Origin of the sequence: Brevibacillus borstelensis (assembly GCF_036700025.1) — a bacterium.
In the GTDB taxonomy this organism is placed as follows: Bacteria; Bacillota; Bacilli; order Brevibacillales; family Brevibacillaceae; genus Brevibacillus; species Brevibacillus borstelensis.
In genome coordinates this window covers 3,377,527-3,403,114 of the sequence record NZ_CP144922.1, presented here as the reverse complement: position 1 = coordinate 3,403,114, position 25,588 = coordinate 3,377,527, and the positions used below count along the sequence as shown (strand labels likewise).

Sequence of the window (25,588 nt, the reverse complement as noted above, 5' to 3'; positions counted from 1 at the left end):
CTTACATCAGACCAAGACCTTCCCTGCTGTACAGGGGAAGGTCTTTTCTATTCGTCCTCTGATCCATTCGTTCTCAAGACTGCTGCATTTATAAAATGTTCATTAACTCTTTACATGGCCTTAAGAGTCCCTTGTCATAATGAGGGGGCGAGGAGGCAAGAGCCATGATGTGGTCTAAATTGCGAAAGCGATTCCGCCGATTTTCCGTCTTCGCTCTGGACAAACGTCGAACGATCACGTCGATGATTGCCGAGGAAGTGGGCAACGGTGCGACGGTCGTCCTGTTTTACGTAGACATCGTCAAATTGACGGACATCGAAAATCGCTATGGGGATTTGATCGCGAAAAGAGTGCTGCATATATTTGAGCGGACGCTGCCCACGGTCTGCCAGGATGTACTGGAGATCAAGGGGCGGGTATTAGCCATTCAAAAGCTGTGGGGAGACGATTTTGCCATCTATGTTTCCTTTCCGAAAGGCTCCCATGAGGAGGAATGCCGGCTTCTCTCGATCAGCTTTCAGGAGCAGGCCGAATTGCAGCTCAATCGGCATGTGAGCTTTGTCAACCGGGAGGACCTGCGGGTGCATATCGGCTATGCGGCATTTCCTGGCCAGGACGTCGTCAAAGAGATGTACACGTCTGTCAAGCATGCCGTCCACATGGCGAAATACGGGATTTCTTCTGAGAAGTATACATTCGTGACACAGTACCACAAGCTGCTGCAGGATGAAGACATTCACACGCAGTTCATGCCGATCGTCGACCTGCGGGACGGCATGCCGCTCGGGTGGGAGGCTTTGGCCAGAGGACCGGAGAACACGCCTTTTTTCTCTCCCGCTGCCTTGTTTGGCTATGCCGAGGAGACGGATACCGTGTTTCGGCTGGAGCATATTTGCAGGAAGCGGGCATTGGAGCATCTCCGATATCTAAAGCCGCACCAAAAGATGTTTATCAACATTGATCCGAGAGCGATTGACGACCCGTATTTATTGCGCGGGGACCTGATCAAGCTGCTGGAGCAGACCAAGCTGAATCCGCATAATATCGTACTTGAGATTACCGAGCGGCATGCCATCAGCAATTACAGCGTCTTTCGCAAAATTATCGAGGAATACCGGAAAAAGGGGTATCTGGTGGCGGTCGACGACGCCGGAGCGGGCTATTCCAGTCTGGAATCCATCACCGAAATCTATCCCGATTTCATCAAGCTGGATATGTCGCTCATCCGCAATATTGACGTCGATCCGATCAAACAGGCGCTGCTGGAAACGATTGTGCAATTCGCTGAAAAGGTGAAGTGCAAAATCATCGCCGAAGGCATCGAGACGGAACGGGAGCTGGAGTCGCTGATGGAGCTGGGGGTTACATACGGACAAGGCTTCTATCTCGGATCTCCGGCAAAAGGGATGGCACACATCTCGGGCCAGGCCATGAATTTTCTTCGCCGTGTCCGCGAAGCAAGCGCCAAAACAGATCGGGAGCCGCGAATTCACGCCCCCGTCATGACTGACATTGTGACCAAGACGATCTGTGTGGGAAAACAGACAAAAGTGCGTCAGGTCCATCAAATCTTTGAACAGAACCAGCGAATCGAAAGTGTCGTCGTGCTGGAAGAAGGCAAACCGATCGGGCTGGTGATGCGATTTCAGCTCTATCAAATTTTGGGAGGGCAATACGGGATCGCACTTTACTATGAACGGCCGATTTCGCAAATCATGAATACGAATCCGCTCACGGTCAAAAAAGACGACCAGATAGATGAGGTGTCCAAAAGGGCAATGGCCCGGGATGCCTATCACCTCTACGACGTCGTGGTGATCACCGGTGACAATGGGGAATACATCGGAATTATTACGGTTCAGAGCTTGCTTGATAAAATGGCGTCCATCAAGCTCGAGATGGCCAGCTCTGCCAATCCGTTGACAGGGCTGCCGGGAAACGTCCAGATCGAACGGGAGCTGCAGGCGAGGATCAAAAGAAGCGAGCAGCAGGTCGTCATTTACTGTGATCTGGACAGGTTCAAATGGTTCAATGATCGCTACGGGTTTGAAGTGGGCGATCAAATTATCGTGAGAACGGCCAGAATGTTAAAGGAAGCGGTGCAGCACTATGGCAATGAGCGCGATTTTCTCGGACACATCGGCGGGGATGATTTCATCGTCATGACAACGCCAAATTGTCTGGATGCGATGACTGCTTTCATAATCCAGGCGTTTTCATCCTATTTCTTAGATATTTATCACAGGCGCAATCTCACAGACGCGAATGGACTGTCGATGTCGATGGCAGGTGTGCGGCTTTCACCAGGACGATTTGGCAGTGTCGAGGAGCTCGCCCAGCAAGCCGCTGCGATGAAAAAAATCGCCAAAAGCATTCCGGGAACCGTATTTGTCGCCGACAAAGCGGAGGAGCACGGGGTCAGTTTTTCTGACGCAGTCCAGGAGTGTTAAGGCATTCTGTCGGATATTCGAACTGCTTGCTTGTCCGCGGTGTGTCAGGGAAATAAGCGTGTCACTGCGCTCGGGGCATTGCACCTTTGATCTACTGTTTTCCTTTTTTGTCTGATTCGCGTATAATCGTAGTCGTACATATTTCGAGACTGAAAGGGGTCCTTACATATGAGCAAGTATGCAACAATCGAATTGGAAAACGGCGGAACCGTAAAGCTGGAGCTGTTTGAAAAGGAAGCGCCCGGCACGGTAGCCAACTTTGAAAAATTGTCCAAAGAGGGTTTCTATAACGGCCTGACGTTCCACCGCGTAATCCCTGGCTTCGTTGCCCAAGGCGGCTGCCCGCATGGCACTGGTACTGGCGGCCCTGGCTACACCATCAAATGCGAAACCAAAGGAAACCCGCACAAACACGTTCGCGGCGCTCTGTCCATGGCTCACGCAGGCAAGGACACCGGCGGCAGCCAGTTCTTCATCTGCTACGATGCTTTCCCGCATCTGGACGGGGTTCACACCGTTTTCGGACAAGTGGTGGAAGGCATGGAGCACGTAGACAAAATCAAGCAGGGCGACAAAATGAAGGAAGTAACGATTTCTGAATAAAAAACGCCGAATGTGGCACAAAACCCGCGAATCGATGACGCGGGTTTTTTTATGAAGACCGGCCAGCAGAATATACCGAGGCTGCAATCAACCAAGAAGACCGAATCAAGGATTGACATATATTGGCGGTTTGTGATAAATAGTAGTTATAAGTCAAACTACTAACGGAGCAATCATGGAAGAAATCTACAGAGAACTGCAAAAACTGAACTTTTCCTTGTACGAGTGCAAAGCTTATGTCGGCTTGCTGCAAGGGTCGCCGATTACCGGATACGAGCTTAGCAAGCGCACCGGAGTGCCCCGTTCGATGATTTATGAGGTGCTCGGCAAGCTGCTGGACAGAGAGGCCGTTCACACCGTTCCTTCCGATCCGGTCAAATACGCTCCAGTCCCTGCCAAGGAGTTGATTGGCCGTCTGCGAAAAGGCATGGAAGAGACGCTCGATTACCTGGAGCAGGCCTTGGAATCTGTAGGAAATACGACGGAAATGGACGTGATCTGGCATATTCGAGGCAAGCAGGCAGTGTTAAACGAGATGCTGGCCGTTATGGAGCGAAGCAAGCAGGAATGCTGGCTGTCGGTCTGGGAGCAGCAGTACGAGGCTTTACTTCCTTGCGTGCAGACACTGCTGAAGCGGGGCGTTTCGGTTTACTCGATCCTGTTCGGCAGCGAGGATAAACGCTTGGGGAGTACCTTCCACCACAATTATATGCCGCCAGAAGTGGTTGAGGAGCGGATGGGCGGAAGACTGACGATCGCGGCTCGGGACGGAGAAGAAGTGGTCATTGCCCACTTTTCGGAAAAGGGCGTGGCATGGGCTGTCAAAACGACCGATCCTGCACTCGTTCAGGTTGCAGTCGAGTACATCAGGCATGACATCATGATCGAAGAGCTGACGAGAGAATTTGGCTCTGAAAAACTGGAAAAGCTTTGGCGCAGCAATCGGATTTTGTCCGAGGTAGTGACCGGCAAGCGGTTCATGGAAGAGTGAACCGTTTTTTACCGGCACTATATTAGTCGTTAGTATACTAACTTCATAAACAGGAGGAAACAGAAATGACCCAGACATTGTTTTTGGAGGACAGCTACAATCAGGAATGCACCGTTTTGATTAAACGGGTAGACGGCGAAAAAGTCATTTTGGATCAGACCATCTTTTATCCGACTGGCGGGGGCCAGGAATGCGATACAGGTGTATTGATGCAAAATGGGCACGCATATGAAGTCTATCAGGTCAAAAAGGAAGCTGGCCAAATCGTTCATTACGTAAAGGGTGCCGAGACGCTGAACGAAGGAGAGGCAGTAGTAAAGATCGACTGGCAGCGCCGGTACGGGTTGATGCGGCATCACAGTCTGCTGCATGTGCTCGGAGCGGTCGTTTATGAAAAATACGGCGCTCTTTGCACCGGAAACCAAATATATCCCGAGCGTGCGCGCATTGATTTCAACCAATTGCAGGACTTGTCCTCAGAAGAGGTGGAGGAGATTGTCAGAGAAGCGAACCGCATCATTGCCGAAGATCATCTGATCACGTACCGGACTGTCAGCAGGGAGGAGGCCGAGGCGACTTCCGGCATGATCAAAACGATGATCAGCCTGCTGCCTCCAGCCGTCCGTGAGGTGCGGCTTGTGGCGATCGGCTCAATCGATGAGCAGGCTTGCGGGGGCACGCATGTAAAGCGAACGAGTGAAATCGGGTCATTGGTGATCACCGATATAAAAAGCAAAGGGAAAAACAACAAGCGGATGGAAGTAAGGGCCGTGCTGCCGGCCGCGGTGGAAAGCTGATGAACGAGCAACAACAGATGGCCTCGTGGAAGCAAGGAATCCGGGATTCCGTCCCCGTCGGCATGAGCTTTCTGGTCTTTGGCGGGATATTCGGCATGCTGGCTCTGCAGACTGGCATGAGCACAGCAGAAAGCGTATGGATGTCCTTTTTTGTACATGCGGGCTCGTCGCAATTTGCGGTTCTGCCCATGCTGGTGGAAGGGGCTGGCTTTTGGACGATGGTCATGGTCACCTTTTTCATGAATTCGAGGCATTTTCTTATGGCGATGTCTCTGGCTCCCTACTATTCCAGGCAAAACAAAAGATTTGCCGATCTCATCGCGTTTTTCCTGTCAGACGAACAGTATGCGATCACCTACAACCGGATTCAGCAGTACGGCTTCGACAAGTCCTACATTTTATCCGTAAGCCTTTTTCTGCATTTGTTCTGGGCGCTGGGTACATGGCTGGGCAGCTTGTTCGGGTACTTGCTGCCGGACCCGCAAAGGTTTGGGCTTGAGTACAGCTTCACCGCCATGTTTCTTGCGCTGTCAGTCGGCATGCTGTCTTCGCCAATCCGCGTAGCGATTTTCCTCGGCTGCGGTGCTGTGGCCTGTCTTTTGAGCATGGCCTCAACCAGCGGCCTGCATGTCCTGGGAGCCGGACTGCTCGCATTTGCAGTCGGATTTATCCGAAAGCCCGCAGACGGAGGCAAGGGAGCGCAAGGAGAGGAGCGAAAAGCGGGATGAACGGCGATTTGCGTATGTTTTTGCTAATCCTGGCGATGGGCATCGTGACTTATTTTACGCGCAGGGCGTTTCTTACTTTGCCGGAGTCTTTTTTCACTGCGCGGCTTAAAAACGGCCTGGACATGATTCCGCTGGGCATATTCGCTGCTTTGATTTTTCCCTCCCTGTTTGTCAAGGGAGGGGAGTGGACCTTTAATCCGTTGTATGCGGGAGCAAGCGTCATTTGTGTACTTGTCATGATCCGCTGGAAAAATGTGTTCCTCGGCTTCGGGATCAGTCTTTTTCTCGTGCTTCTCGTCAAATTCCTGGCGCCAGTCTCGGCTTGATTCCTTCTCCTCCGCGAACAGACAGGCTTGTAAGCCCGGCGCTCTGCTGGTATGCTAGAAGATAGCCTTTTTACGGAGGAGAACGGAATGGACTTTGGGAATTTGTTTCACTTTGATTGGGAGACGGTGCCCTTTCGCCTGATTGCATTTGTCATCGCCTTTACGTTGCATGAATGGGCACACGCCTTTGTCGCCTGGAAACTGGGAGACGACACCGCGAAACAAATGGGGCGTCTTACGCTAAACCCTGTTCCGCACATCGATCCCTTCGGATTGATTTTGATCTTGTTCGGTCCTTTTGGCTGGGCCAAGCCCGTACCGTTCAATCCGATTAACTTTCGCGGCAACAAACGGCTGGGGATCGTCTATGTTGCAGCGGCGGGACCGCTCGTGAACTTTATTTTGGCCGTCTTTTTCATGGTCATTTTCGTCGTGGTGATGCAATCCGGCGTACTGCTGGACATGAGCGACAAAATGAGCCTCGCCATCAGATTGACGCTCGTCAACTGTGTGGTCATCAACTGCGCGCTGTTTGTATTTAACCTGCTGCCGATCCACCCGCTGGACGGGTCGAAGATCGTCCGGTTTTTATCGCCGCGCCGGTGGGACAGCTTCTTTTACAAATGGGAGATTTACGGCCCGTGGCTGTTGCTGTTGTTAATTTTCTTGCCTGCGATCAGGGGGCTGATCCTGGGAGTGCCGCTGGAATTAGCCCTGAAGAGCGTGGAAGAAATTGCTTTTTCAATTTTAGCGCTGTTCTAGTCAAGAAACGAGGGAGAAGTCGTGTCTTACAGCATCAAACTTGATTCCTTTGAAGGGCCGCTTGACCTCCTCTTGCATCTGATCGACAAGGCGGAAGTGGATATTTACGACATTCCCATCGCGGAGATCACCGAGCAGTACTTGGCGACGATCGACACGATGCAAGAGCTTCAGCTGGACGTGGCCAGCGAGTTCGTGGTAATGGCAGCGACGCTGTTGTCGATCAAGAGCAAGATGCTATTGCCGCGCAAGGAAGAGCATGTCTTCCAGCCTCATCTGGATATGGAAATGGAAGAGATCGATCCCCGCGAAGAGCTCGTTCAGCGACTGCTTGAGTACAAGCGATATAAAATGCTGGCGGAGAATTTGCGTGAGATGGAAGTAGGCCGCAACCAGGTGTTCACCCGTCCGGCGGAAAATTTGGCCCCCTATGTGCGCGAAGAGGAAAATACGGTGAAGGACGTAACGCTGTACGATCTGCTTCACGCCTTGGAGAAGCTGGTAAAAAGGGTAACCCAGACAGACCCGGTGGCCAAAGTATCCCGTGATGAAATTTCGATCAAGGACAGGATGCAGGAAATCCGCCAATTGTTGAAGGTTGGCGGAGGGATGGTTCGTTTCTTTCAGTTGTTTTCAGCGAATGCCACGCGCACGGAAATCGTCACGACATTTCTCGCCTTGCTGGAGCTGATGAAGTCCAAGCACATTACATGCGTACAAACCAAGCTGTTTCATGACATCATGATCTGTGAACAATCGAAAGAAGGGGGCCTTTAGCTGATGGATTACGACAAGCTGAAAGGCGTCATTGAGGGGCTGCTGTTCATTTCGGGCGATGAGGGAATCGACGCCAAGCAAATTAGCGAAATCGTCGAAGTGCCCGAAGAGACGATTGTCGATCTGATCGAGGATATGAAGGCGGATTTTCGCCGAGCCGGGCGAGGGATCCAAATTGTCGAGGTAGCCAGAGCGTATCAATTGACGACACTGCCTGAGCATGTTCCCTACTTTGAACGACTCGCTACTTCCCCCAGTCAGTCGACCCTTTCCCAGGCAGCCTTGGAGACGCTGGCAATCGTGGCCTACAGACAGCCGATTACGCGTTCGGAAATCGAGGAAATTCGCGGGGTAAAATGCGAGAAGGCGCTGAATACGCTGCTCTCCAAGCAGTTGATCCGGGAGGCTGGCAGAGCCGAAGGCGTAGGGCGTCCCATCTTGTATGCCACGACGAAAGAATTTCTCGAGCATTTCGGGCTGCGCGAACTGAGCGATTTGCCGGAACCGCCGGTCAGTTTAAATATTGAAGAAGCGAGAATGGAGGCTGCAGCACTCTTTGGCAGCCCGGAAGAACCCGTAAACGACTAGCTTCGTCCAGGACAGATTCGGTACTATTGAATAACTCGTCCCCATATACTGGTACAAACACTGGTATCGCAAAATGGGGAGGACGTTATGAACGTACGGAAATATCTGTCCGGCGCGCTCGTCGTTTTTCTTTTTTTCCTGCTAGGGACGCCGAATGTCGCAAGTGTGAAAGCCGCATCCAAAGCACCCGGAATCTCAGCGGAAGCGGCAGCCCTGATCGATGTAGCCAGCGGTCGGATTCTGTATTCCAAAAACGGTTCGAAAAAAATGAGGATTGCCAGCTTGACGAAGACGATGACAGCCATTGTTGCGATTGAAAACGGCCGGTTGGAGGATATCGTGAGCGTGCCGAAGGAAGCTGTCGGCGTGGAGGGCTCCTCGATTTATTTGAAAAATGGCGAGAAGCTGACGCTGGAGGAACTGCTGTACGGACTGATGCTTCGCTCCGGAAATGACGCAGCGGTTACTGTAGCCCATCACATTGGCGGTTCGGTGCCCGGTTTTGTCTACCTGATGAACGAGAAAGCGGCCATGATCGGGATGAGTCACACCAATTTCACCAATCCGCATGGACTTGATGACAGCAACATGCACTACTCTACAGCGGAAGACATGGCAAAGCTGTCCGCCTATGCGCTGAAAAATCCCGTCTTTCGGCAGATCGTTTCCACGAAAGTAAAAAACATCTCCTGGGAAGGCGAGGAGTACGACCGCCGGCTGCAAAACAAGAACAAATTGCTCCATCTGTACCAGGGCGCAGACGGCGTGAAGACAGGCTATACCAAGCTGGCGAAAAGATGTCTCGCATCCTCGGCGACCAGAGACGGAAGGCAGTTGGCAACGATTACGCTCAATGCACCGGATGACTGGAATGATTCGATGGCGTTGATGGATTGGGGCTTTCAGCAGTTTTCCAATGTCACCGTGGTAGAAAAAGGGGAGATCGTGGAGACAGCGTTGTCCGACAGGGGCCAGGGGATCAGGCTGGCGGCGCTCAACGAATGGATTTATCCGCTGCGAAAAGAGGAAACCGCACAGATCAAGAAAAAGGTTGTCTTGACCGAGAAGCAGGTCAGCCAAGCGGTCGCGGGGAGTCATGCCGGCTTTTTGCAAATATTTATCGGCGACCGGCAGATCGGGCAGGTTCCGCTCGCGGTTCTGGGCGACTCGCCGACCATGGCGAAAAGCGGCCATCATCCAACCTTCTGGGAGAGGGTATGGAAGATCATCGCAGGGGGAATGTGGAGTGCTTAACTACATCTGGCTTGCCTTGATCGTGATCAGTATCGTCGTTGGTGCGCTCAACGGCCGGATCGAAGCGGTGAACCAGGCGGCTTTCGAGGGTGCCAAGACGGGGGTGACCGTCTGCTTTGGCCTGTTGAGTGTCCTGGCGTTCTGGATGGGGATGATGCGGATAGCGGAGAAGAGCGGCCTTTTGGAAGGGCTGGCCAGGCTGCTTTCGCCCATTATCAGCCGCCTGTTTCCCGACGTGCCGAAAGGCCATCCGGCGATGGGATACATTCTGTCCAATATGAGCGCCAACCTGCTGGGGCTGGGAAATGCCGCTACTCCCATGGGACTGAAGGCGATGGAAGAGCTTCAGAAGCTGAACCCTGACAAGCAGAAGGCCACTCCTGCCATGTGTACGCTGCTTGCGATTAATACCGCCAGTATTACGCTGATACCGACGACGATGATTGCCATTCGCATGCAATACGGCTCAGCCAATCCTGTAGAAATTGTCGGCACGACCTTGCTTGCATCCTTTGGCGCTACTGTTGTCGCCCTCACACTCGACCGCCTGTACCGCTACCGTCACGAACGCAAAACAAGATAAGGGGGCGCAGCCATGTACCAATGGATTTCCATGATCTCTCTGTGGGCTATCCCGGTCATGATCGCCTTTATTTTGGTTTATGGCTGGAGCAGGAGCGTTCCTGTATATGAGACGTTTGTAGACGGGGCAAAGGGGGGCCTGACCACCACAGTCCGGATATTGCCCCACTTGGTTGCGATGATGGTAGCTGTCACGATGTTTCGCGAGTCGGGTGCGCTGGAATGGCTGCTCTCCCTGATGTCGCCGCTGCTGGAGCTGCTGCATGTCCCGGAGGAAATCGTCCCGCTCGCCTTGCTTCGTCCGATTACCGGGACAGGATCGCTTGCCGTAGCGACGGATATGATTGCACAGTACGGCCCGGACTCATTTTTGGGAAGATTGGCAGCGACTATGCAAGGAAGTACAGATACGACCCTGTATGTGCTGACTGTCTATTTCGGAGCGGTGGGCATTCGCAATTCCGCTTATGCTCTGCGCGTGGGTCTATGGTCCGACCTGGCCGGGGTCATTTTTTCTTTGGTGATCGTATCCTACGTGTTTGGATAAAATGCTTCGCTGCACGCTGATGTATCCGTGTTTTGTCTGATTAAAAGAAAAGCCAAACACTCTGAAGGCTGCAGAGCGTTTGGCTTTTTTCGTCCTGGATGATCAAGCGAGGTGACATGCGGTTAACTGCGCTGATTGACCGTTTTTGCTATATCGACAAGCTTCTTCATCGTCCGTACGACCTGCTGAAGCTCGTCGAGATCGACCTTTGAATAGTAGCTATTGATGAGTCGCATATCGATCGACTCAAGTACCTTTTTATACTGCTCACCCTCTGCGGTCAGCTTGAGAAAAAACTCGCGCTTGTTCGCGGGATTGGGCTGGCGGTATATCAGCTGGCGGCTTTCCAGCTTCGAGATGACCTGGCTGACTGCGCTTTTGGAGATGTTGAAGCTGTTGGCCAGCTCATTGGAGGTGATCTCGTCCCTTTGAATGATTTGCAGCATGATAATCTCCTGCTGCGCAGTCAGCTTATACTGATCCAGCTCTTTGGTATCGTTTAAAATCAAGGCGTTAAACTCGTCAATCGCCTTGTGCAATTCGGTTGTTACCTGCTGATATTGCTCGAACATCCGCAACACTCCTGAGAAAAGTAGAATGAACGGCATAAGTGAAGAACATAACCATCCTTATTATTGTAACGATAAGGTCATGGTTCGTACAGGCTTTCCATTGAAACATCATCAGCAACGAAGACAATGCGACGTGGCGGTCATTGCTTGCTGCCCCAGCCTGCAGCGACAGTAGGACTGGTCGGCACCGGCTGTTGCAATCGGTTTATGAAAACAACTGCGAGAGCGGTAACTGCCTGAACGGCAGGGTAGACAAACCAGATCCCGTCTACTCCAAACCATTTCGGGAACAGCCATAGAAACGGAGGGACGAGAAGCAATCCCTGGCTGGCAATGATCACTAGCGATTTTTTTATTTGTCCAATAGACTGGAAATATTCGGCGTAAACCAGGTTGTATCCGAGAAACAGGTACGCCAGAAAGAACATGCCTATCCCTTTTACCGTAAGAGTAAAGAGCTCTTCAGACTGGACGTCGAACAAATTGACGAGCGGGCCGGCAAATACAAATCCGCAGCAGACGGCGACAACTCCGGCAACCAAGGCGGTCTGCACACCGAGCCTCAGGCTTTTTTTCAGCCTTCCGAAAAGACCTGCTCCAAAATGGAAGCTGGCGATCGGCTGCAGCGCTGCGCCAATGCCCAGGAACAACAGAACCATGACGGCGTGGATGTAGTTCACGATCGCGTAGGAAGCGACACCAGTTTCACCCATCGCTTTCATGAAAGCGATGTTGAACCCGATGGTCACGATTGCTGTCGACGCTTCAGCGACAAAGCTGGGAAATCCGATGCTCAGGATGTCTTTGAAGATTTTCGGCTGCAAGCGGAAGGCAACGACGCGCAGAGTGCTGCTCCTTCTGAGAAAATGGGTCAGCAAGACGAGAAAGCCGACTGCCGCAGACAGGACCGTAGCAGCCGCCGCCCCTTTCACACCCATGCCCCAAATGAAAATGAACACATAGTTGAACAAAATGTTCAGGATCGCTGTGACGATCAATGAAGCCATCGAAAGAGTCGGGTTTCCGTCATTGCGGACAAAGACACTCAAGATATTTTCCAGTACGTAGACAAAGCCAAAGGCCAGGAGCACAGTCAAATAATCCCGAACGTAGGGAAGGATGACTTCGTTTGCTCCGAACAGATAGGCAATCTCATCGAGCTTCCATAGACAAAGGGCGGTAATGGAAGCTACGAGGAAAACAGCAAGTGCTATGGCGTGAGAAAAGATCGTTCTCGCTTGCTTGATTTCATTTTGTCCCAGAGCGATCGAGTACATGGTAGCCCCGCCCATCCCGATCCAGAGTGAGATGGAGAGAAAGATAGAGAAAGCGGGGACCGCGATATTGACCCCGGCCAAACCGTTAGGTCCCACACCGTGCCCGACAAAGATGCCATCGACGACGATATTGATCGACATCAGCAGCATGCCGAGGACAGAGGGAATCAAATACGAAATGAAAAGCTTTCTGATAGGTGTTTCTCGCAATTTTACGCTAGTATCTGTCATGATAAACAAGCTCCTGCTTCTATATGGTTAAGTTAACTTAACTAAACTCTAATATGTTTATGTCTCGTTGTCAACCCACTTGAAGAAACTTGCAAACCAGCAGGGAGATTTTCCGTTGTTCTTGTCCACACTGGTAAGAATGGGTATGATGTTGTAGAGGTGATTCGACATGGAACGTTTACAGAAGGTGCTGGCAAATGCAGGAGTTGCCTCTCGTCGACATTGCGAGGAGCTGATCGTCCAAGGCAGGGTTCAAGTCAACGGTCAGATCGTGAAGGAACTGGGGACACGGGTTGATCCGGATAATGACAAGATCAAGGTCGATGGAAAGCTGGTGCATCTCGAAAGGAAGATATACGTCTTGCTGTACAAGCCCACCGGCTACATCACCAGCGTCTCGGATCCGCAGGGAAGACGGGTCGTGGTCGATTTGCTAAAAGGAATCAAAGAGCGCGTCTATCCAGTCGGGCGTCTCGATTACGATACGTCAGGTCTGCTGCTCTTGACGAACGACGGAGAAATGGCTCATATGCTCACCCATCCCTCCTATGAGATGGACAAAGTGTACAGGGCATGGGTCAAAGGGGTTCCTGCCAGAGAGAAAGTGAGCCAGCTCGAGAGCGGGATCAGGCTGGAGGACGGAATGACCGCGCCGGCACAGGCCAAGCTGCTGAAAACAACTTCGGCTCGTGACCGTTCACTGCTGGAGCTCACCATCCACGAAGGACGAAATCGGCAGGTGCGCCGGATGTGCGAAGCGATAGGCCATCCGGTATTGAGTCTGGAGCGCATCCAGTTGGGTTTTTTGACATTGGAGGGCTTGCAGCCGAGGCAGTATCGGCCGCTTACTTCTGCTGAGGTAGAGAAAATAAAGAGCGGACTTTCGGCGGGTCCAAAAAGAAGGAAACGGCATCGTTAAGCCGTTTTTTGCGACGTTCAAAATCTGTTCATATGTTGTAGGCTGTCAGAAAAAAAAGCAAGGCTATAATAGAAGGGAAATATGGGTAACAAACGAGAGTTGCATACCGCCGAACCGTTTATCTGGTTACCCAAAAGATGCAGGATGGGAGCTAGGGCAGAATGGACAAAAAGAATCGTACATACATCAGGGTGGCGATCCTGGGTGTTTTGCTGGCGGCGCTCGTCTTCGCCGTTTATACCAGTTTCGTCAAGGACCCCAATGCAGTCAAAGTAGGGAAGGAAGCCCCCAACTTCAGCCTGGAGCAGTTGAACGGCCCGGCTGTCACGTTGTCGGATTTCAGAGGAAAAGGCGTCATCCTCAACTTCTGGGGTACCTGGTGCGAACCATGCAAAAAAGAGATGCCAGATCTTCAGAAGCAGTATGAGGCTTACAAGGACAAAGGCTTGGTCATCCTCGGGGTGAATATCGGAGAATCTCCTGTTACAGTTGAGCCGTTTACGAAGCAATTCGGGATTACGTTCCCGATCCTGATGGATAAGCAATCGGAGATTACCAAGCTCTATCGAATCGTTCCAATTCCCAGCACATTTTTCATCGACCCGGATGGAAAGGTGCAGGAAATCTTTTTGGGACCGCTCAACGAGGACATGATTACACAAAAAGTGGCAAAAATCTTGCCTAAGTGAGGAGCAATATGGATCAGATAAAATGCGAATGCGGTCATGCCAATCCGGTCGGAACCATGCTCTGCGAGTCGTGCGGCAGGCCGCTGGAATTGGAGATCAAAGGAGAAGCATCGTTCCCGGACATGCGCTATGAAGGGATGGCTCGCCGTTCACAGACGTACTCCCGGACCATCATCGACCGTATCTGGAACTACTTCTCCTCGGTAAAGGTTGCTATCGGCATTATCGTTATTATTTTAGTCGCTTCGGCAATTGGAACCGTTTTCCCCCAACAGCAATATATTCCTGTTCCGGTTCCGACAGAGCCGGACGTCGCGAGGTTTTACACCGAAACATACGGAAAGCTGGGAACGATCTACTATACCCTGGGCTTCCACAATATGTACTCATCCTGGTGGTACGTCACGCTCTTGGTAGCGCTGGGTACGTCGCTTGTGATCTGCAGTCTGGACCGGGTTATCCCTTTGTACAAGGCGCTGAGCAAACCGCGCGTCAATCAGCACAAGTCCTTTTTGAAAGGACAGAAATTTTACGGCGAAGCCGAATTGCCTGCAGAAACAGACTCCGCCGCATTGGTGGAAGCCGCTTCGGCAGCATTGCGGAAAAAGGGATACCGGATATTCCAAAACGATCAAGCGATGATGGCGGAAAAAGGCCGTTTCAGCCGATGGGGCCCGTACATCAACCACATCGGTCTGATCATCTTCTTGCTTGGTGTGCTGCTTCGGAATGTCCCGGGCTTCTATCTGGACGAATTCGTCTGGGTACGCGAAGGGCAGACCATAGCGATCCCGGACACGCCGTACTACGTCAAAAATGTTCAGTATCACACAGAGTACTGGAAAGAGGAGGAAATGGCTCAGGAGCTGGATCTCAAAGGCGGAGCCGTCGTAAAGAGTTACCAGACAGACGCCATCCTCTACCTCAACAAAAATGCTGATCTGCCAGGGGCCAACCCGGATCTGGTCGAGATCAAAAGCGGTCCGATCATCGTCAACCACCCGATGGAACACGAAGGACTGGCCCTTTATCAAACTGGCGTTCAGGAAATGCAGCTGGGAGCCTTGAATTTTGTTCTGGTCGACAAAAAGGCCGGCAACAAGGAGATCGGACCGATCAAGCTGGATCTCTACAATGTCCCGGCTGAGCAACAGGTCGCAGATGGTGTCAAGGTTCGCGTCCTGGATTACTTCCCTGACTTTGTGATGGGAAAAGACGGGAAGCCGGCGACCCAGACGAATTTGCCGAAAAACCCGATGTTTGCGCTCGAAGTTGTCTCGGAGGCGGACAACGCTTCAGAAAAGCTGGTCTATCTGAGCGGATCGATTATTACGGAAAAAGACGACTCCCGCTATACACTTGAAATAAAAATGCCGGATCTGATCGACATCAGCGGTTTGATGGTTCGCAAGGACAAGGCTGTTCCGCTCATCTATTTCGGCTCCTTTATCTTCATGATCGGCGTGGCGATGGGATTCTTTTGGCAGCACCGACGCATCTGGCTCCAGTTCCATGGCACCAGAGTCATGTTGGCCGGACATACCAACAAGAACTGGTACGGTTTGAAACAGGAGGCGGGGGCGATGATCGAGCAAGCCAAACTGCCGATTGCGATCGAAGATAAATCAAAAGCGTAAACAGCTTTGAGGAGGTTTTTAGACGTGCAGCTTGTACAATTAAGTGATTGGTTGCTGGATATTGCTTTCGTGCTGTACGTGTTGGCGTCCATCGTTTTTGTCGTAGCCATGACGGGGAAAAATTGGGCGGGACGCGATCCCAAGCAGCATGAATTAAAATACGGCCGGATCGCCTATTGGCTGGCGCTCATCGGCTTTATCGCCCAGACCGGGTACGTCATTTTCCGTTGGATCGCAGGGGGCCACAGCCCGACGAGCAACATGTTTGAATTTATGGCCTTCCTGGATTACTGTATTATCCTTGCGTATCTGATTATTTATCGTATTTACAAGCTTACCGTGATCGGCGCGTTCGTTCTGCCGCTCGGTGTTATCATGCTTGCTTATTCCTACGTTTTTCCAAAGGAAATCACGCCTTTGATTCCTGCTCTGCAAAGCTACTGGCTGCATATTCACGTGACGACGGCAGCTTTGGGAGAAGGGATTCTCGCTGTCGGCTTTGCCGCAGGCTTGATGTATCTGGTGCGTACGGTACCGCAAGAAGCGGCTACCAAAAGCACGCGCTGGCTTGAAATTGTTCTGGCAGTCGTCATGATGCTGGTGGGCTTTATCGGTATGGAATCTACTTTTTCGCGCCTGGATCACAAAACAGTATTCGAATTGCCAAAAGAACAATTGAACTTTCAGGGTGAAATGGAGAAAATGAAGGTAGAGTATACGCTGCCTGCAATCGTCGCTCCGGAAGGATCGAAGATTATCCAGGCAGGTCCCATGACACCGCTGTTTACAGCTCCGAGCTGGATGGAAGGAAAAGACGCGGCTCGAAAGCTCAACACGATGATCTGGTCCGTGATTTCCGGTTTGGTTTTGTACGGGGGATTGCGCTTGATCCTGCGCAAACGGTTGGGGGCGGCTATGCAGCCAGCCGTCAAAGACATTGACCCCGAGTTGATCGATGAGATCAGCTACCGGGCGATCAGTATCGGATACCCCGTATTTACGCTGGGCGCCTTGATCTTCGCGATGATCTGGGCAGAAGAAGCCTGGGGACGCTTCTGGGGCTGGGACCCTAAAGAGGTATGGGCGCTGATCGTATGGCTGTTCTACAGCGCATACCTGCATTTGCGCTTGTCGCGGGGATGGATCGGGGCGAAATCCGCCTGGATGTCTGTCATCGGATTTGTCATCATTTTAATAACGCTTGTCGTCGTCAATCTGGTGATTGCCGGATTGCATTCTTACGCAGGCGTGTAAGGGAAAACTGGATGTCTAAAAAGCTGGTTTTGATGCCAGCTTTTTAGACTATCATCCGGTTGTTGAAACAGATCGAATTTAAAGGGAGCCACGAGGTGATCTTATGGAAAAAACAGCAAGCATTTTGGTCGTTGACGACGAGGAGCGCATTCGTCGCCTGCTGAGAATGTATTTGGAGCGCGAATCTTTTCTGATTGACGAGGCCGATAACGGCGAACAGGCATTGGAGATGGCTTTGACATCCGATTACGATATTATTTTGCTTGATCTGATGCTGCCTGGGATGGATGGAATTGAAGTATGCCAAAAGATCCGCGAGCGAAAAGCGACGCCGATCATCATGCTTACGGCAAAAGGCGAGGAAACGAATCGCGTTCACGGCTTCGAGGCTGGCGTAGATGACTATGTGATCAAACCGTTCAGCCCGCGTGAAGTCGTTTATCGTGTAAAAGCGATCCTCCGCCGTTCTTCAGCAACGGCTTATCTCAAGACAGAGACCTATAACAGCCACTCCGTTCTCGTTTTTCCGGAGCTGACGATTGATCACGACGCGCATAAGGTGATTGCAAGCGGACAGGAGGTCAGCTTGACACCAAAGGAATACGAGCTGCTGCATTATTTGGCGCTTTCACCCGACAAGGTGTTCACTCGCGAAGAGCTGCTGAAAGACGTCTGGCACTACGAGTTTTTTGGCGATTTGCGCACAGTGGACACGCATATCAAACGGCTTCGGGAAAAACTGAACCGCGTGTCGCCGGCAGCCGCACAGATGATCGCGACGGTCTGGGGCGTCGGCTACAAGCTTGAGGTGCCAAAGTAAGTGGATATTGTTCGCAGCGTAGTTGGAAAACTATGGATGACCATCATCGCGCTTTTCGCTCTCGTACTGACGCTGTTCAGTCTGATGATCGTACAGTCCTTTGACAGCTTTTACTTTCAACGACAAACGAAAAATTTGCAAAACGTGGCAGAAGGCCTCTCGCAAACCTTGTCGGCCTATACCGATAAAACGACGGCTCTCTCAGTAGCAGCCAGCTTTTCCGCCGTGCATCGCACCGGACTGATCATGGTGGACGAAAAAGGGAAGCCGATCGGGGCGAGCGAGGGAAACGATTTTTCGTTTATCCCTGTTGAGCAGCTGCTGGAAGCGCCGGAGCTGAAGCTGGGCGAAGCGCTGCAGGGCAAGCACCATACGCCTGAACGAATTATCTTTTCGCACAATCCGGCGGACCGAAATGGAGCCGTGCAGCTATTGGCTGTGGCTGTTCCGATCGAGCTGTCGAAGGACAAGCAGGGCGCACTTGTTATGTATCAGGCGATTGAAGATTTTGACGATACCGTGAAGGAAGTCAGAAAGCTGATATTCGTAGTAGGCGTGATCGGTTTTATTTCGACAACGGTCTTTGCCTTCTTCCTGTCTTCGCGGATTACCTTTCCGCTTCGGCAGATGAAAGAGACAGCCCACCGCATCGCGGAAGGCGACTTCCATGCCGAAATCCCCATCCGCACGAACGACGAGATCGGGGAGTTGGCGGCTTCTTTCAACAGCATGGCTAGTCATCTGAACAAGCTGGTCGACGCCTTGTCCAAGGAAAAGGAACAGCTCGCAAGTGTTTTGAGGAGCATGGTTGACGGTGTCATCATGATCGACGAGCAAGGAAAAATTGCCGTTACGAACCCTCCGGCCGAGCACTTTTTGCGGGACTGGACTTATGAGCATCCAGACGAGCCTATCCCATTGTTCCCGTTCTATCAAATGGTTGTACAGACAGGGCAGGAAGTGACAGATGAAATCCCGGCACAGGGGCGAATCTGGTCACTGGTGATGATTCCGCTCACGGATCGCGAGCAAATCCGCGGGGCGGTTGCCGTCGTCCGCGAGGTGACCCGTGAGCGCAAGCTGGACAAGATGCGCAATGACTTCGTGGCCAATGTTTCACATGAGCTGCGAACGCCGCTGTCGATGCTTCAAGGGTATAGCGAAGCGATCGTGGATGACATCGCCGCTACCCCCGAGGAGCACAAGGAACTGGCACAGATCATTTACGACGAGTCCGTACGCATGACCAAGCTGGTAAATGAGCTTCTCAATCTGGCAAGGATGGAGGCCGGCCATGTGGAGGTCTCGCTGGAAAAGGTCGAGGTCAGCCCGTATCTGGAACGGATTCAGCGCAAGTTTGTCAATCTGGCCAGGGAGCAAAAGATTCACCTCCTCCTGGAAATCAACACATCTGTCACGAGCATCTGGATCGATCCGGACAAAATGGAGCAGGTGCTGACCAATTTGATCGACAACGCGATCCGCCATACCCCGGAGAACGGTAATGTCACGTTGCGGGCGCGCGGCGATCGGACACTCCTCCTGGAAGTAAACGATACAGGCAGCGGCATTCCCCAGGAAGACCTTCCGTTTGTCTTCGAACGCTTTTACAAGGCAGACAAGGCTCGCACCCGGGGAAAAGCCGGGGGGACGGGTCTGGGCCTGGCAATCGCCAAGAACATTGTCGAGGCGCACGGAGGCACGATTGGCGTACAGAGCAAGCTGGGAGAAGGGACGACCTTTACGATAGCCCTGCCTGACAAACAGAAACAGAAATAATTTAGAGGAGTGAGAGAGAATGATCAAAACCATCCTGTTTGATGTAGACGGTGTTATGTTGAGCGAAGAGCGCTATTTTGACGCCTCGGCGTTAACCGTGTGGGAATTTCTGCACAGCCCTCTCTATCTCGGGTTGAGCGGCGATATCTTTACCGCTTCACCGGAAGAAAAAGACATCCGCCGCGTCCGCGAACTCGTTTTTGCGAATGACGAAGTGCTCAATTTCATCAAGTCGCGAGGGATCAACTCCAACTGGGATATGGTCTACTTGACTGTTGCCTACCAGATCATCAGACTCTGTGAGCGGCTGAAAGCGGAATTGGGCCAAAAGGTCACCGATCTTTTGACTGGACAAATCAATCGTGCAGAGCTGGCGCGTCTGGCTGAATGGGCGAAAGAGTACGCTCCGGACTTTGCGATCGAGTATGCGAAGTTTACTACCGACTTTTCCCGCGGGAATGCCCAGAAGGCGGAAATGCTCCTGTATCTCAACCAGATCGCCCGCGAACGGTGTGGTGTCGTCACCAACGTCTTTTCCAGAAACAGCGACCTCTGGCAGCTCTGCCAGGAGACCTTTCAGGAGTGGTACCTGGGTGATGACCGTATCGCGGCTTCGATTGGCCGTGAAACGATGCAGCCCGGCAAGAAAGGCTTTCTGAATGATGAAATCCCGATTGTCAGCCCGGAAGAGATGATTCAGCTGTTCCGGACACTAAAAGAGAAGGGCTACACATTGGGAATCGGCACAGGCCGTCCGTCTATCGAAACGCACGTGCCGCTGGGAGAGCTGAAGCTGCTGGAGTGGTTTGATCCCAACCGTGTCGTGACGGCGACACATGTGCTGGAAGCAGAAAAGGAATCACCGGCCCACGCGCCTTTGTCCAAGCCGCATCCATTCTGCTATGTAAAAGGACTGCTCGGCCTGGATACGCCAAACAGCGAAGTTCATAGCTTTGCACTGCCTGTTCCAAACGGGGACGAAGTGTTGATCGTCGGAGATTCCCCCGCAGATATGCTGGCTGCACAGGCGATGGGATGCCGTTTTGCTGCAACACTGACAGGTTTGTCCGGAAAGGCGGCACGGAGCAAATTCGAAAGCGCAAAAGCGGACTATATTTTAGACGATGTTCGCGACATTCTCTCGATTCTTGAATAATGGCAAGTGTTTGGCTCCGTCAGCAGTGGTTGGCGGGGCTTTTTAAATGAGGATCAGGGGCTGTTAGGGTCATTTCCAGCCGTCTCCCAGCTTGCGTCGCGGCGCTGCATGGATGCAGTCAGACAGTAAAAAAAGGTTGCTTGGGACTCATCGCAAGCGATGACGAATGCGTGAAAAAATAAAAAAAGCCGGGTCGCAGAGAACCGGCTTTTCGTATGCTTTCAATCAATTGCTTTCAATTAATAGTGAAATTCGTTGATTACTTCCATTGAAGAGATTCCAGACAGCGGAAGCGGAAGGCTTGTACGAGGAAAGGAATAACCGCATCCTTACGCACGATCACTTCGTAAGAGCCGCCTTGACGGGAGTAGAAAAAGGCATCGGTATAGTCCTTGTTGTCCTCAAAATAGGAGCGAACCTGCTTCAGACGATTGCGCATGTCTTCGGACTTCACTTCGATGGAGAAGGTAACATCGTTTTCATTTTCCGTTTCCTGAATCTCGATCAGGGACTGATCAAACGTATATGCAACCATACCCGATCCTCCTTATTAGAAAAAGTAGCGCAGGAAAATGTATGCGTGCGACAGGATGATGGACATGATCATCAGCGGAAAAGCGACCTTCAGGAAGCCGACGAAACTGATGTGATGTCCTTCCTTGGCCGCCAAGCCGGCCACAATCACGTTTGCACTCGCGCCAATCAGCGTACCGTTGCCGCCGAGACACGCACCCAATGCCAGGCTCCACCAGAGCGGCTCCAGATTGGTAATTCCCAGTGCGCCCATCTCCTTGATCATCGGAATCATCGTGGCGACAAACGGGATATTGTCGACGAACGCCGATGCAATCGCACTCAACCAGAGGATCAAAAACGAAGTCTTCATGGCATCTCCGCCAGTCAGGTTGATCGCTTCTGCGGCCAGCTTCGCGATTACGCCTGTTTCCACCAATCCGGAGACGAGTACGAACAGACCTACGAAGAAGAAGATGGTTGTCCATTCCACTTTGCTGATAGCCTCTTCCAAATAGTGCTCACCAGTGATGAGCAGGAGCAGGAAGGCGCCGGTAAGGGCAATCGTTGCGGATTCGAGATGCAGCATTCCGTGGAGCATGAAGCCGACAATCGTAAGTCCAAGGACGGTGAGCGATTTTTTGAGCAGCTTGGAGTCTGTGATCTCATCCAGCTCATTGAGGCTCATAATTTTTGTTTTCAGTTCCGGCGTCGTCTTGAGATCCTTTCGATAGATCAGAGCAAAACAGAAAACGGTTACAATCATAATGACGATAACGACTGGAGCCAGGTTTGTCAGAAACGCCATGAAATCCAGCTCAGGCACAGAGCTTCCGATCATGATGTTCGGTGGGTCGCCGATCAGCGTTGCCGTTCCTCCGACGTTCGAGGCAATGATCTCCGAGATCAGATAGGGGAGAGGATTGACCTGCAGTTGTCTTGCAATGCTGAATGTGACCGGTACGATCAGCAGAACAGTCGTCACGTTGTCGAGGAAAGCAGATGCGGCTGCTGTAATGAGACTCAGATAGATCAGGATACGCAGGGGATCTCCCTTCGCGGCCTTGGCAGCACGAATCGCCATGTACTTGAACACGCCTGTTTGCGCTGTAATGGCGACAAGGATCATCATGCCGATCAAAAGGCCGAGGGTGTTGAAATCAATGTGATGCACGGCCTGCTCCTGATCGATGACGCCAAACAGGATCATCAGGATTCCGCCAAACATGGCGACAATGGTACGGTGAAGCTTTTCGCTGATAATGAAGGCATATGTAACCAAAAAGATGCCGATTGCGATTATCGCTTGTGTGGCCATAAGAATCTCCTCTCGGTGAATGGATTAGTCTGGATATAATTATAACGATAACTTTAATATGGGTAAAGGAAGAGCCTGGTCAATAGACCAGGCCGTGTGGATGGAAAAGCAAGCATAAGGCGGCTACAGCTCGATTTGGGTCACACTCTTCACTTCAGCAAGTTCGCCCATTGTGTCCAACAGTTCGGCGGTAATCGGTTTATCCACAGACAGCATCATGATCGCATCGCCGCCCATGTCACGGCGTCCTACCTGCATCGTGGCGATGTTGACGCCGTTTTCACCGAGGATGGAACCGACGCGCCCGATGACACCGGGACGGTCGTTGTGGTGAATGTAGAGCAGGTAGCCTTCTGGAGCCACGTCGATGGCAAACTCGTCGATTTTCACGATGCGCGCTCCGTAACCGTTGAGCCGGGTGCCGGCGACCTTGCGCGACTGCTGAGTCGTTTTGAGCGTAACGGTCAACAGATTGGTAAAACCTTTGTTCTGAGCCGCTTTTTGTTCGGTGACGGTGATATCGCGAACCTTTGCGAGCAGAGGCGCGTTTACGAAATTGACCTCCTCGCCCAGGTGGAACGAAAGCACGCCTTTCACGACTGTCCGGGTGAGTGGAGCAGTGTCGACGTCGGTCAATTCTCCACTGTACGTAATGGCTATTTCCTGAACAGAACCAACCGTTACTTGAGCCAGGAAATGACCCAGTTTTTCGCCCAAGGTGAAGTAAGGCTGGAGGCGCTCCATTACATGAGGCGGCATGGAAGGCAGGTTGACCGCATTTTTAAACGGCTCGCCGCGAAGCACCTTCAAAATTTCCCCCGATACGTCGACAGCGACGTTTTCCTGCGCCTCGACAGTGGATGCTCCCAAGTGTGGCGTTACGACTACCTGGGGCAGTCCGATCAGCGGGTTGTCGACAGGCGGCTCCACTTCAAATACGTCAAGCGCGGCTCCGGCTACTTTTCCTGTCAGGATCGCTTCGTAGAGTGCTTTTTCGTCGATAATGCCGCCACGTGCGCAGTTGATCAGGCGAACGCCATTCTTCATTTTGGCAAATTCTCTGCTGCTGATCAGGTAGCGCGTTTCCTTTGTCAGCGGAGTGTGGACGGTAATGAAATCAGCCTGGCGGCAAATTTCGTCCACCGTTGCGTTGGCAACACCCAGCTTTTGGGCACGCTCCTCAGTCAGAAATGGATCGTAACCGAGCACGGTCATCCCGAACGCTTTTGCCCTTTTGGCTACCTCGGTCCCGATACGTCCCATGCCGATGACACCCAGCACTTTGTTGTTCAGTTCAACACCTTGGAAGCTTTTCCGATCCCACGTGCCGTCAGCCAGTTTTCGGTAGGCTTGCGGAATATTGCGGGCGACAGCCATGAGCATGGCAAAAGAGTGTTCCGCAGTAGAGATCGTATTTCCGTCTGGTGCGTTGATGACGACGACACCGGCTTCCGTAGCTGCATTGACATCAATATTATCCACACCGACACCGGCGCGTCCGACAGCCTTCAGGCGTTTGCCGGCTGCCAGCACTTCTGCTGTGACCTGTGTCTGGCTGCGAACGAGCAGCGCATCGTAATCTCCGATGACCGTTAGCAGGTCGGTAGGGGAGAGGCTTGTGTTGCGGACAACTTCTACATCTGGTGCGTCCAACAGCTGTTGGATGCCGTATTCGCTGAGCGGATCCGTAATCAATACTTTATACATGAGTAAGGAGCACCTCCTGGGCAGCTTTTACACCGGCTCCCAATTCTGCGGGAGCGCCGATTTGGCGAAGCGACAATTCAATGGCGGCAACGATCTGAAGGACATCAAGCGGTTCGCAATAACCCATATGGCCGATGCGGAAGATCTTTCCTTTCAGATGCTGCTGACCGCCGGCAATTACGATGTTGTGATGATTTTTCAGCACCTTTCTCAACTGCTCGGGGTCGAATGCATCCTGCGGATGGCAAGAAGTAACGGTAGCGGCAGCGAATTCATCCTGGGCCATCAATGGGATGTTCAGCGCACGCATCGCTGCACGGGTCATATCACGCATGAGCTCGTGACGTTTGATGATCGCCGGCAATCCCTCTTCCTCGAGCATATTGCATACCTCTGCCAGGCCAAAAACGAGCGAGACGGCTGGTGTGTACGGAGTTGTTTTGTCAGCGAAGCTCTTCCGGTACGCTTTGAGATCCAGGTAAAAGGCGAGTGGCTTTTTCCTGTCAATCACTTCCCATGCCCGCTTGCTCGCTGCCAGAAAAGCAAGTCCCGTAGGCAGCATGAATGCCTTTTGCGAGCCGGTAACCACGATGTCTACGCCCCATTCGTCCATTTCGCAAGCGACCGCGCCAAGGCAGCTGACTGCATCGACGATAAAGAGGGCATCGGATTTTTCGCGAACGACTTGTGCAAGCTCGCGGATTGGATTTTGTACCCCTGTTGAGGTTTCGCAATATGTTGCAAATACCGCTTGCACAGACGGTTTATCCGCCAGGAACGTCGCCAGCTTTTCTGCTGTGACAGCCTCGCCCCAAGGAACCTCCAGGCGATGCACCACGATGCCGTATCGCTCGCAAATTTTGGCAAAACGCTCGCCGAATGCGCCGCTGACCAGTACGGCGGCCTCTTCGCCAGGCTGAAGCGTATTCACCACGCTCATTTCCAGTGCGCTCGTACCGCTGCCGGCCAGGATAAAGACGTCTCCCGATGTCCCGAAGTAGGGACGCAGCCGCTCTGCCGTACTGGCAAACAAATCGGAAAATTGTCCGCTGCGATGGCCGATCATCGGCTGATTCATCGCTTGTTGGACACGGGGCGGGATCGGGGTAGGACCTGGTATTCTCAAAATCATTTTGTCTGCAAACATGGTTTCTCTCCTCCTTGGTTATCGATCTGTGAGTGGAAAGTAAGCAACATGACGGTTCGAGCATCGAAGATCGCCATGAAAATAGCAAATCGAAAGTGCAGGCAAACATTTGCTGAATGCAAAAAAGCCTCCCGTTCCCACACTGCTCCCAGCTTGGAAACAGT

25 protein-coding genes and 1 other annotated feature (1 of these 26 cut by a window edge) are annotated in these 25,588 nt (G+C 52.1%); of the genes, 19 read left to right on the top strand and 6 right to left on the bottom strand.

Going from position 1 to position 25,588, the window contains the following annotated elements:
* The first annotated feature begins 167 nt into the window (after positions 1 to 167).
* The 12 genes from V5G20_RS16175 to V5G20_RS16120 all read left to right on the top strand — a co-directional run bounded on the left by V5G20_RS16175 (position 168) and on the right by V5G20_RS16120 (position 10,405).
* Entirely contained in the window at positions 168 to 2,450 is a 2,283-nt protein-coding gene (locus V5G20_RS16175; protein ID WP_338463476.1) for a bifunctional diguanylate cyclase/phosphodiesterase, read from the top strand.
* 168 nt (positions 2,451 to 2,618) lie between these two features.
* Positions 2,619 to 3,053 carry a peptidylprolyl isomerase gene (locus V5G20_RS16170; protein ID WP_003387173.1) on the top strand — a complete coding sequence of 145 codons (435 nt, stop codon included), beginning with the start codon at positions 2,619 to 2,621 and terminating at the stop codon, positions 3,051 to 3,053.
* Positions 3,054 to 3,228: 175 nt separating this feature from the next.
* The gene (locus tag V5G20_RS16165; RefSeq protein WP_031931827.1) at positions 3,229 to 4,044 is read left to right on the top strand and encodes a TrmB family transcriptional regulator; all 816 of its coding nucleotides are present in this window, start codon (positions 3,229 to 3,231) and stop codon (positions 4,042 to 4,044) included.
* Between the two features lie 65 nt (positions 4,045 to 4,109).
* Complete coding sequence (locus tag V5G20_RS16160) at positions 4,110 to 4,841, top strand: alanyl-tRNA editing protein (protein ID WP_003387171.1); 732 nt, start codon at positions 4,110 to 4,112, stop codon at positions 4,839 to 4,841.
* On the top strand, positions 4,841 to 5,569 hold the full coding sequence (locus V5G20_RS16155) for an AzlC family ABC transporter permease (protein WP_003387170.1): 729 nt from the start codon (positions 4,841 to 4,843) through the stop codon (positions 5,567 to 5,569). Before V5G20_RS16160 ends, V5G20_RS16155 begins: the two co-directional genes overlap by 1 nt.
* Positions 5,566 to 5,895 (top strand): AzlD domain-containing protein, encoded by a 330-nt coding sequence (locus V5G20_RS16150; protein ID WP_003387169.1) that lies wholly within the window; start codon positions 5,566 to 5,568, stop codon positions 5,893 to 5,895. Before V5G20_RS16155 ends, V5G20_RS16150 begins: the two co-directional genes overlap by 4 nt.
* Positions 5,896 to 5,982: 87 nt before the next feature.
* Positions 5,983 to 6,657 carry a site-2 protease family protein gene (locus V5G20_RS16145; protein WP_003387168.1) on the top strand — a complete coding sequence of 225 codons (675 nt, stop codon included), beginning with the start codon at positions 5,983 to 5,985 and terminating at the stop codon, positions 6,655 to 6,657.
* Between the two features lie 21 nt (positions 6,658 to 6,678).
* Positions 6,679 to 7,434, top strand: a complete 756-nt coding sequence (locus V5G20_RS16140; RefSeq protein ID WP_003387167.1) for a segregation and condensation protein A — start codon at positions 6,679 to 6,681, stop codon at positions 7,432 to 7,434.
* 3 nt (positions 7,435 to 7,437) lie between these two features.
* Positions 7,438 to 8,022, top strand: a complete 585-nt coding sequence (scpB, locus tag V5G20_RS16135; RefSeq protein ID WP_003387165.1) for an SMC-Scp complex subunit ScpB — start codon at positions 7,438 to 7,440, stop codon at positions 8,020 to 8,022.
* A gap of 87 nt (positions 8,023 to 8,109) precedes the next feature.
* Entirely contained in the window at positions 8,110 to 9,276 is a 1,167-nt protein-coding gene (locus V5G20_RS16130) for a D-alanyl-D-alanine carboxypeptidase family protein (protein ID WP_003387163.1), read from the top strand.
* On the top strand, positions 9,269 to 9,859 hold the full coding sequence (locus V5G20_RS16125) for a nucleoside recognition domain-containing protein (protein ID WP_003387162.1): 591 nt from the start codon (positions 9,269 to 9,271) through the stop codon (positions 9,857 to 9,859). Before V5G20_RS16130 ends, V5G20_RS16125 begins: the two co-directional genes overlap by 8 nt.
* Positions 9,860 to 9,871: 12 nt before the next feature.
* Complete coding sequence (locus tag V5G20_RS16120; protein ID WP_003387161.1) at positions 9,872 to 10,405, top strand: spore maturation protein; 534 nt, start codon at positions 9,872 to 9,874, stop codon at positions 10,403 to 10,405.
* 122 nt (positions 10,406 to 10,527) lie between these two features.
* On the opposite strand, the gene V5G20_RS16115 is transcribed toward V5G20_RS16120, so the two are convergent.
* Positions 10,528 to 10,977 (bottom strand): MarR family winged helix-turn-helix transcriptional regulator, encoded by a 450-nt coding sequence (locus V5G20_RS16115; RefSeq protein ID WP_003387160.1) that lies wholly within the window; start codon positions 10,975 to 10,977, stop codon positions 10,528 to 10,530.
* A 140-nt stretch (positions 10,978 to 11,117) separates the two neighbouring features.
* Complete coding sequence (locus V5G20_RS16110; RefSeq protein WP_031931833.1) at positions 11,118 to 12,485, bottom strand: MATE family efflux transporter; 1,368 nt, start codon at positions 12,483 to 12,485, stop codon at positions 11,118 to 11,120.
* A gap of 169 nt (positions 12,486 to 12,654) precedes the next feature.
* On the opposite strand from V5G20_RS16110, the gene V5G20_RS16105 reads away from it, so the two are divergent.
* The 7 genes from V5G20_RS16105 (at position 12,655) to V5G20_RS16075 (ending at position 20,739) form a co-directional block, all read left to right on the top strand.
* Positions 12,655 to 13,404, top strand: a complete 750-nt coding sequence (locus V5G20_RS16105) for a pseudouridine synthase (RefSeq protein WP_338461300.1) — start codon at positions 12,655 to 12,657, stop codon at positions 13,402 to 13,404.
* A 161-nt stretch (positions 13,405 to 13,565) separates the two neighbouring features.
* Positions 13,566 to 14,093: a thiol-disulfide oxidoreductase ResA gene (gene resA / locus V5G20_RS16100; RefSeq protein ID WP_031931834.1), complete on the top strand. Its 528-nt coding sequence runs from the start codon at positions 13,566 to 13,568 to the stop codon at positions 14,091 to 14,093.
* Positions 14,094 to 14,101: 8 nt separating this feature from the next.
* Complete coding sequence (resB, locus tag V5G20_RS16095; RefSeq protein WP_003387155.1) at positions 14,102 to 15,730, top strand: cytochrome c biogenesis protein ResB; 1,629 nt, start codon at positions 14,102 to 14,104, stop codon at positions 15,728 to 15,730.
* A 24-nt stretch (positions 15,731 to 15,754) separates the two neighbouring features.
* The gene (gene ccsB / locus V5G20_RS16090; RefSeq protein ID WP_003387154.1) at positions 15,755 to 16,984 is read left to right on the top strand and encodes a c-type cytochrome biogenesis protein CcsB; all 1,230 of its coding nucleotides are present in this window, start codon (positions 15,755 to 15,757) and stop codon (positions 16,982 to 16,984) included.
* 103 nt (positions 16,985 to 17,087) lie between these two features.
* Entirely contained in the window at positions 17,088 to 17,804 is a 717-nt protein-coding gene (locus V5G20_RS16085) for a response regulator transcription factor (RefSeq protein ID WP_003387153.1), read from the top strand.
* Complete coding sequence (locus tag V5G20_RS16080; protein ID WP_122958410.1) at positions 17,805 to 19,583, top strand: ATP-binding protein; 1,779 nt, start codon at positions 17,805 to 17,807, stop codon at positions 19,581 to 19,583.
* A 19-nt stretch (positions 19,584 to 19,602) separates the two neighbouring features.
* Positions 19,603 to 20,739, top strand: coding sequence for an HAD family hydrolase (locus V5G20_RS16075; protein WP_122958409.1), 1,137 nt, complete (start codon positions 19,603 to 19,605; stop codon positions 20,737 to 20,739).
* A 259-nt stretch (positions 20,740 to 20,998) separates the two neighbouring features.
* On the opposite strand, the gene V5G20_RS16070 is transcribed toward V5G20_RS16075, so the two are convergent.
* The 4 genes from V5G20_RS16070 to V5G20_RS16055 form a co-directional block, all read right to left on the bottom strand.
* Complete coding sequence (locus tag V5G20_RS16070; protein ID WP_003387149.1) at positions 20,999 to 21,274, bottom strand: hypothetical protein; 276 nt, start codon at positions 21,272 to 21,274, stop codon at positions 20,999 to 21,001.
* Positions 21,275 to 21,289: 15 nt separating this feature from the next.
* Positions 21,290 to 22,570: an SLC13 family permease gene (locus V5G20_RS16065; protein WP_122958407.1), complete on the bottom strand. Its 1,281-nt coding sequence runs from the start codon at positions 22,568 to 22,570 to the stop codon at positions 21,290 to 21,292.
* 123 nt (positions 22,571 to 22,693) lie between these two features.
* Positions 22,694 to 24,277, bottom strand: a complete 1,584-nt coding sequence (serA, locus tag V5G20_RS16060) for a phosphoglycerate dehydrogenase (protein ID WP_003387147.1) — start codon at positions 24,275 to 24,277, stop codon at positions 22,694 to 22,696.
* On the bottom strand, positions 24,270 to 25,424 hold the full coding sequence (locus V5G20_RS16055; RefSeq protein ID WP_338461289.1) for an alanine--glyoxylate aminotransferase family protein: 1,155 nt from the start codon (positions 25,422 to 25,424) through the stop codon (positions 24,270 to 24,272). Before V5G20_RS16055 ends, serA begins: the two co-directional genes overlap by 8 nt.
* Before the next feature lie 162 nt (positions 25,425 to 25,586).
* Positions 25,587 to 25,588: a binding site (T-box leader), on the bottom strand; it runs 245 nt beyond the window's last position.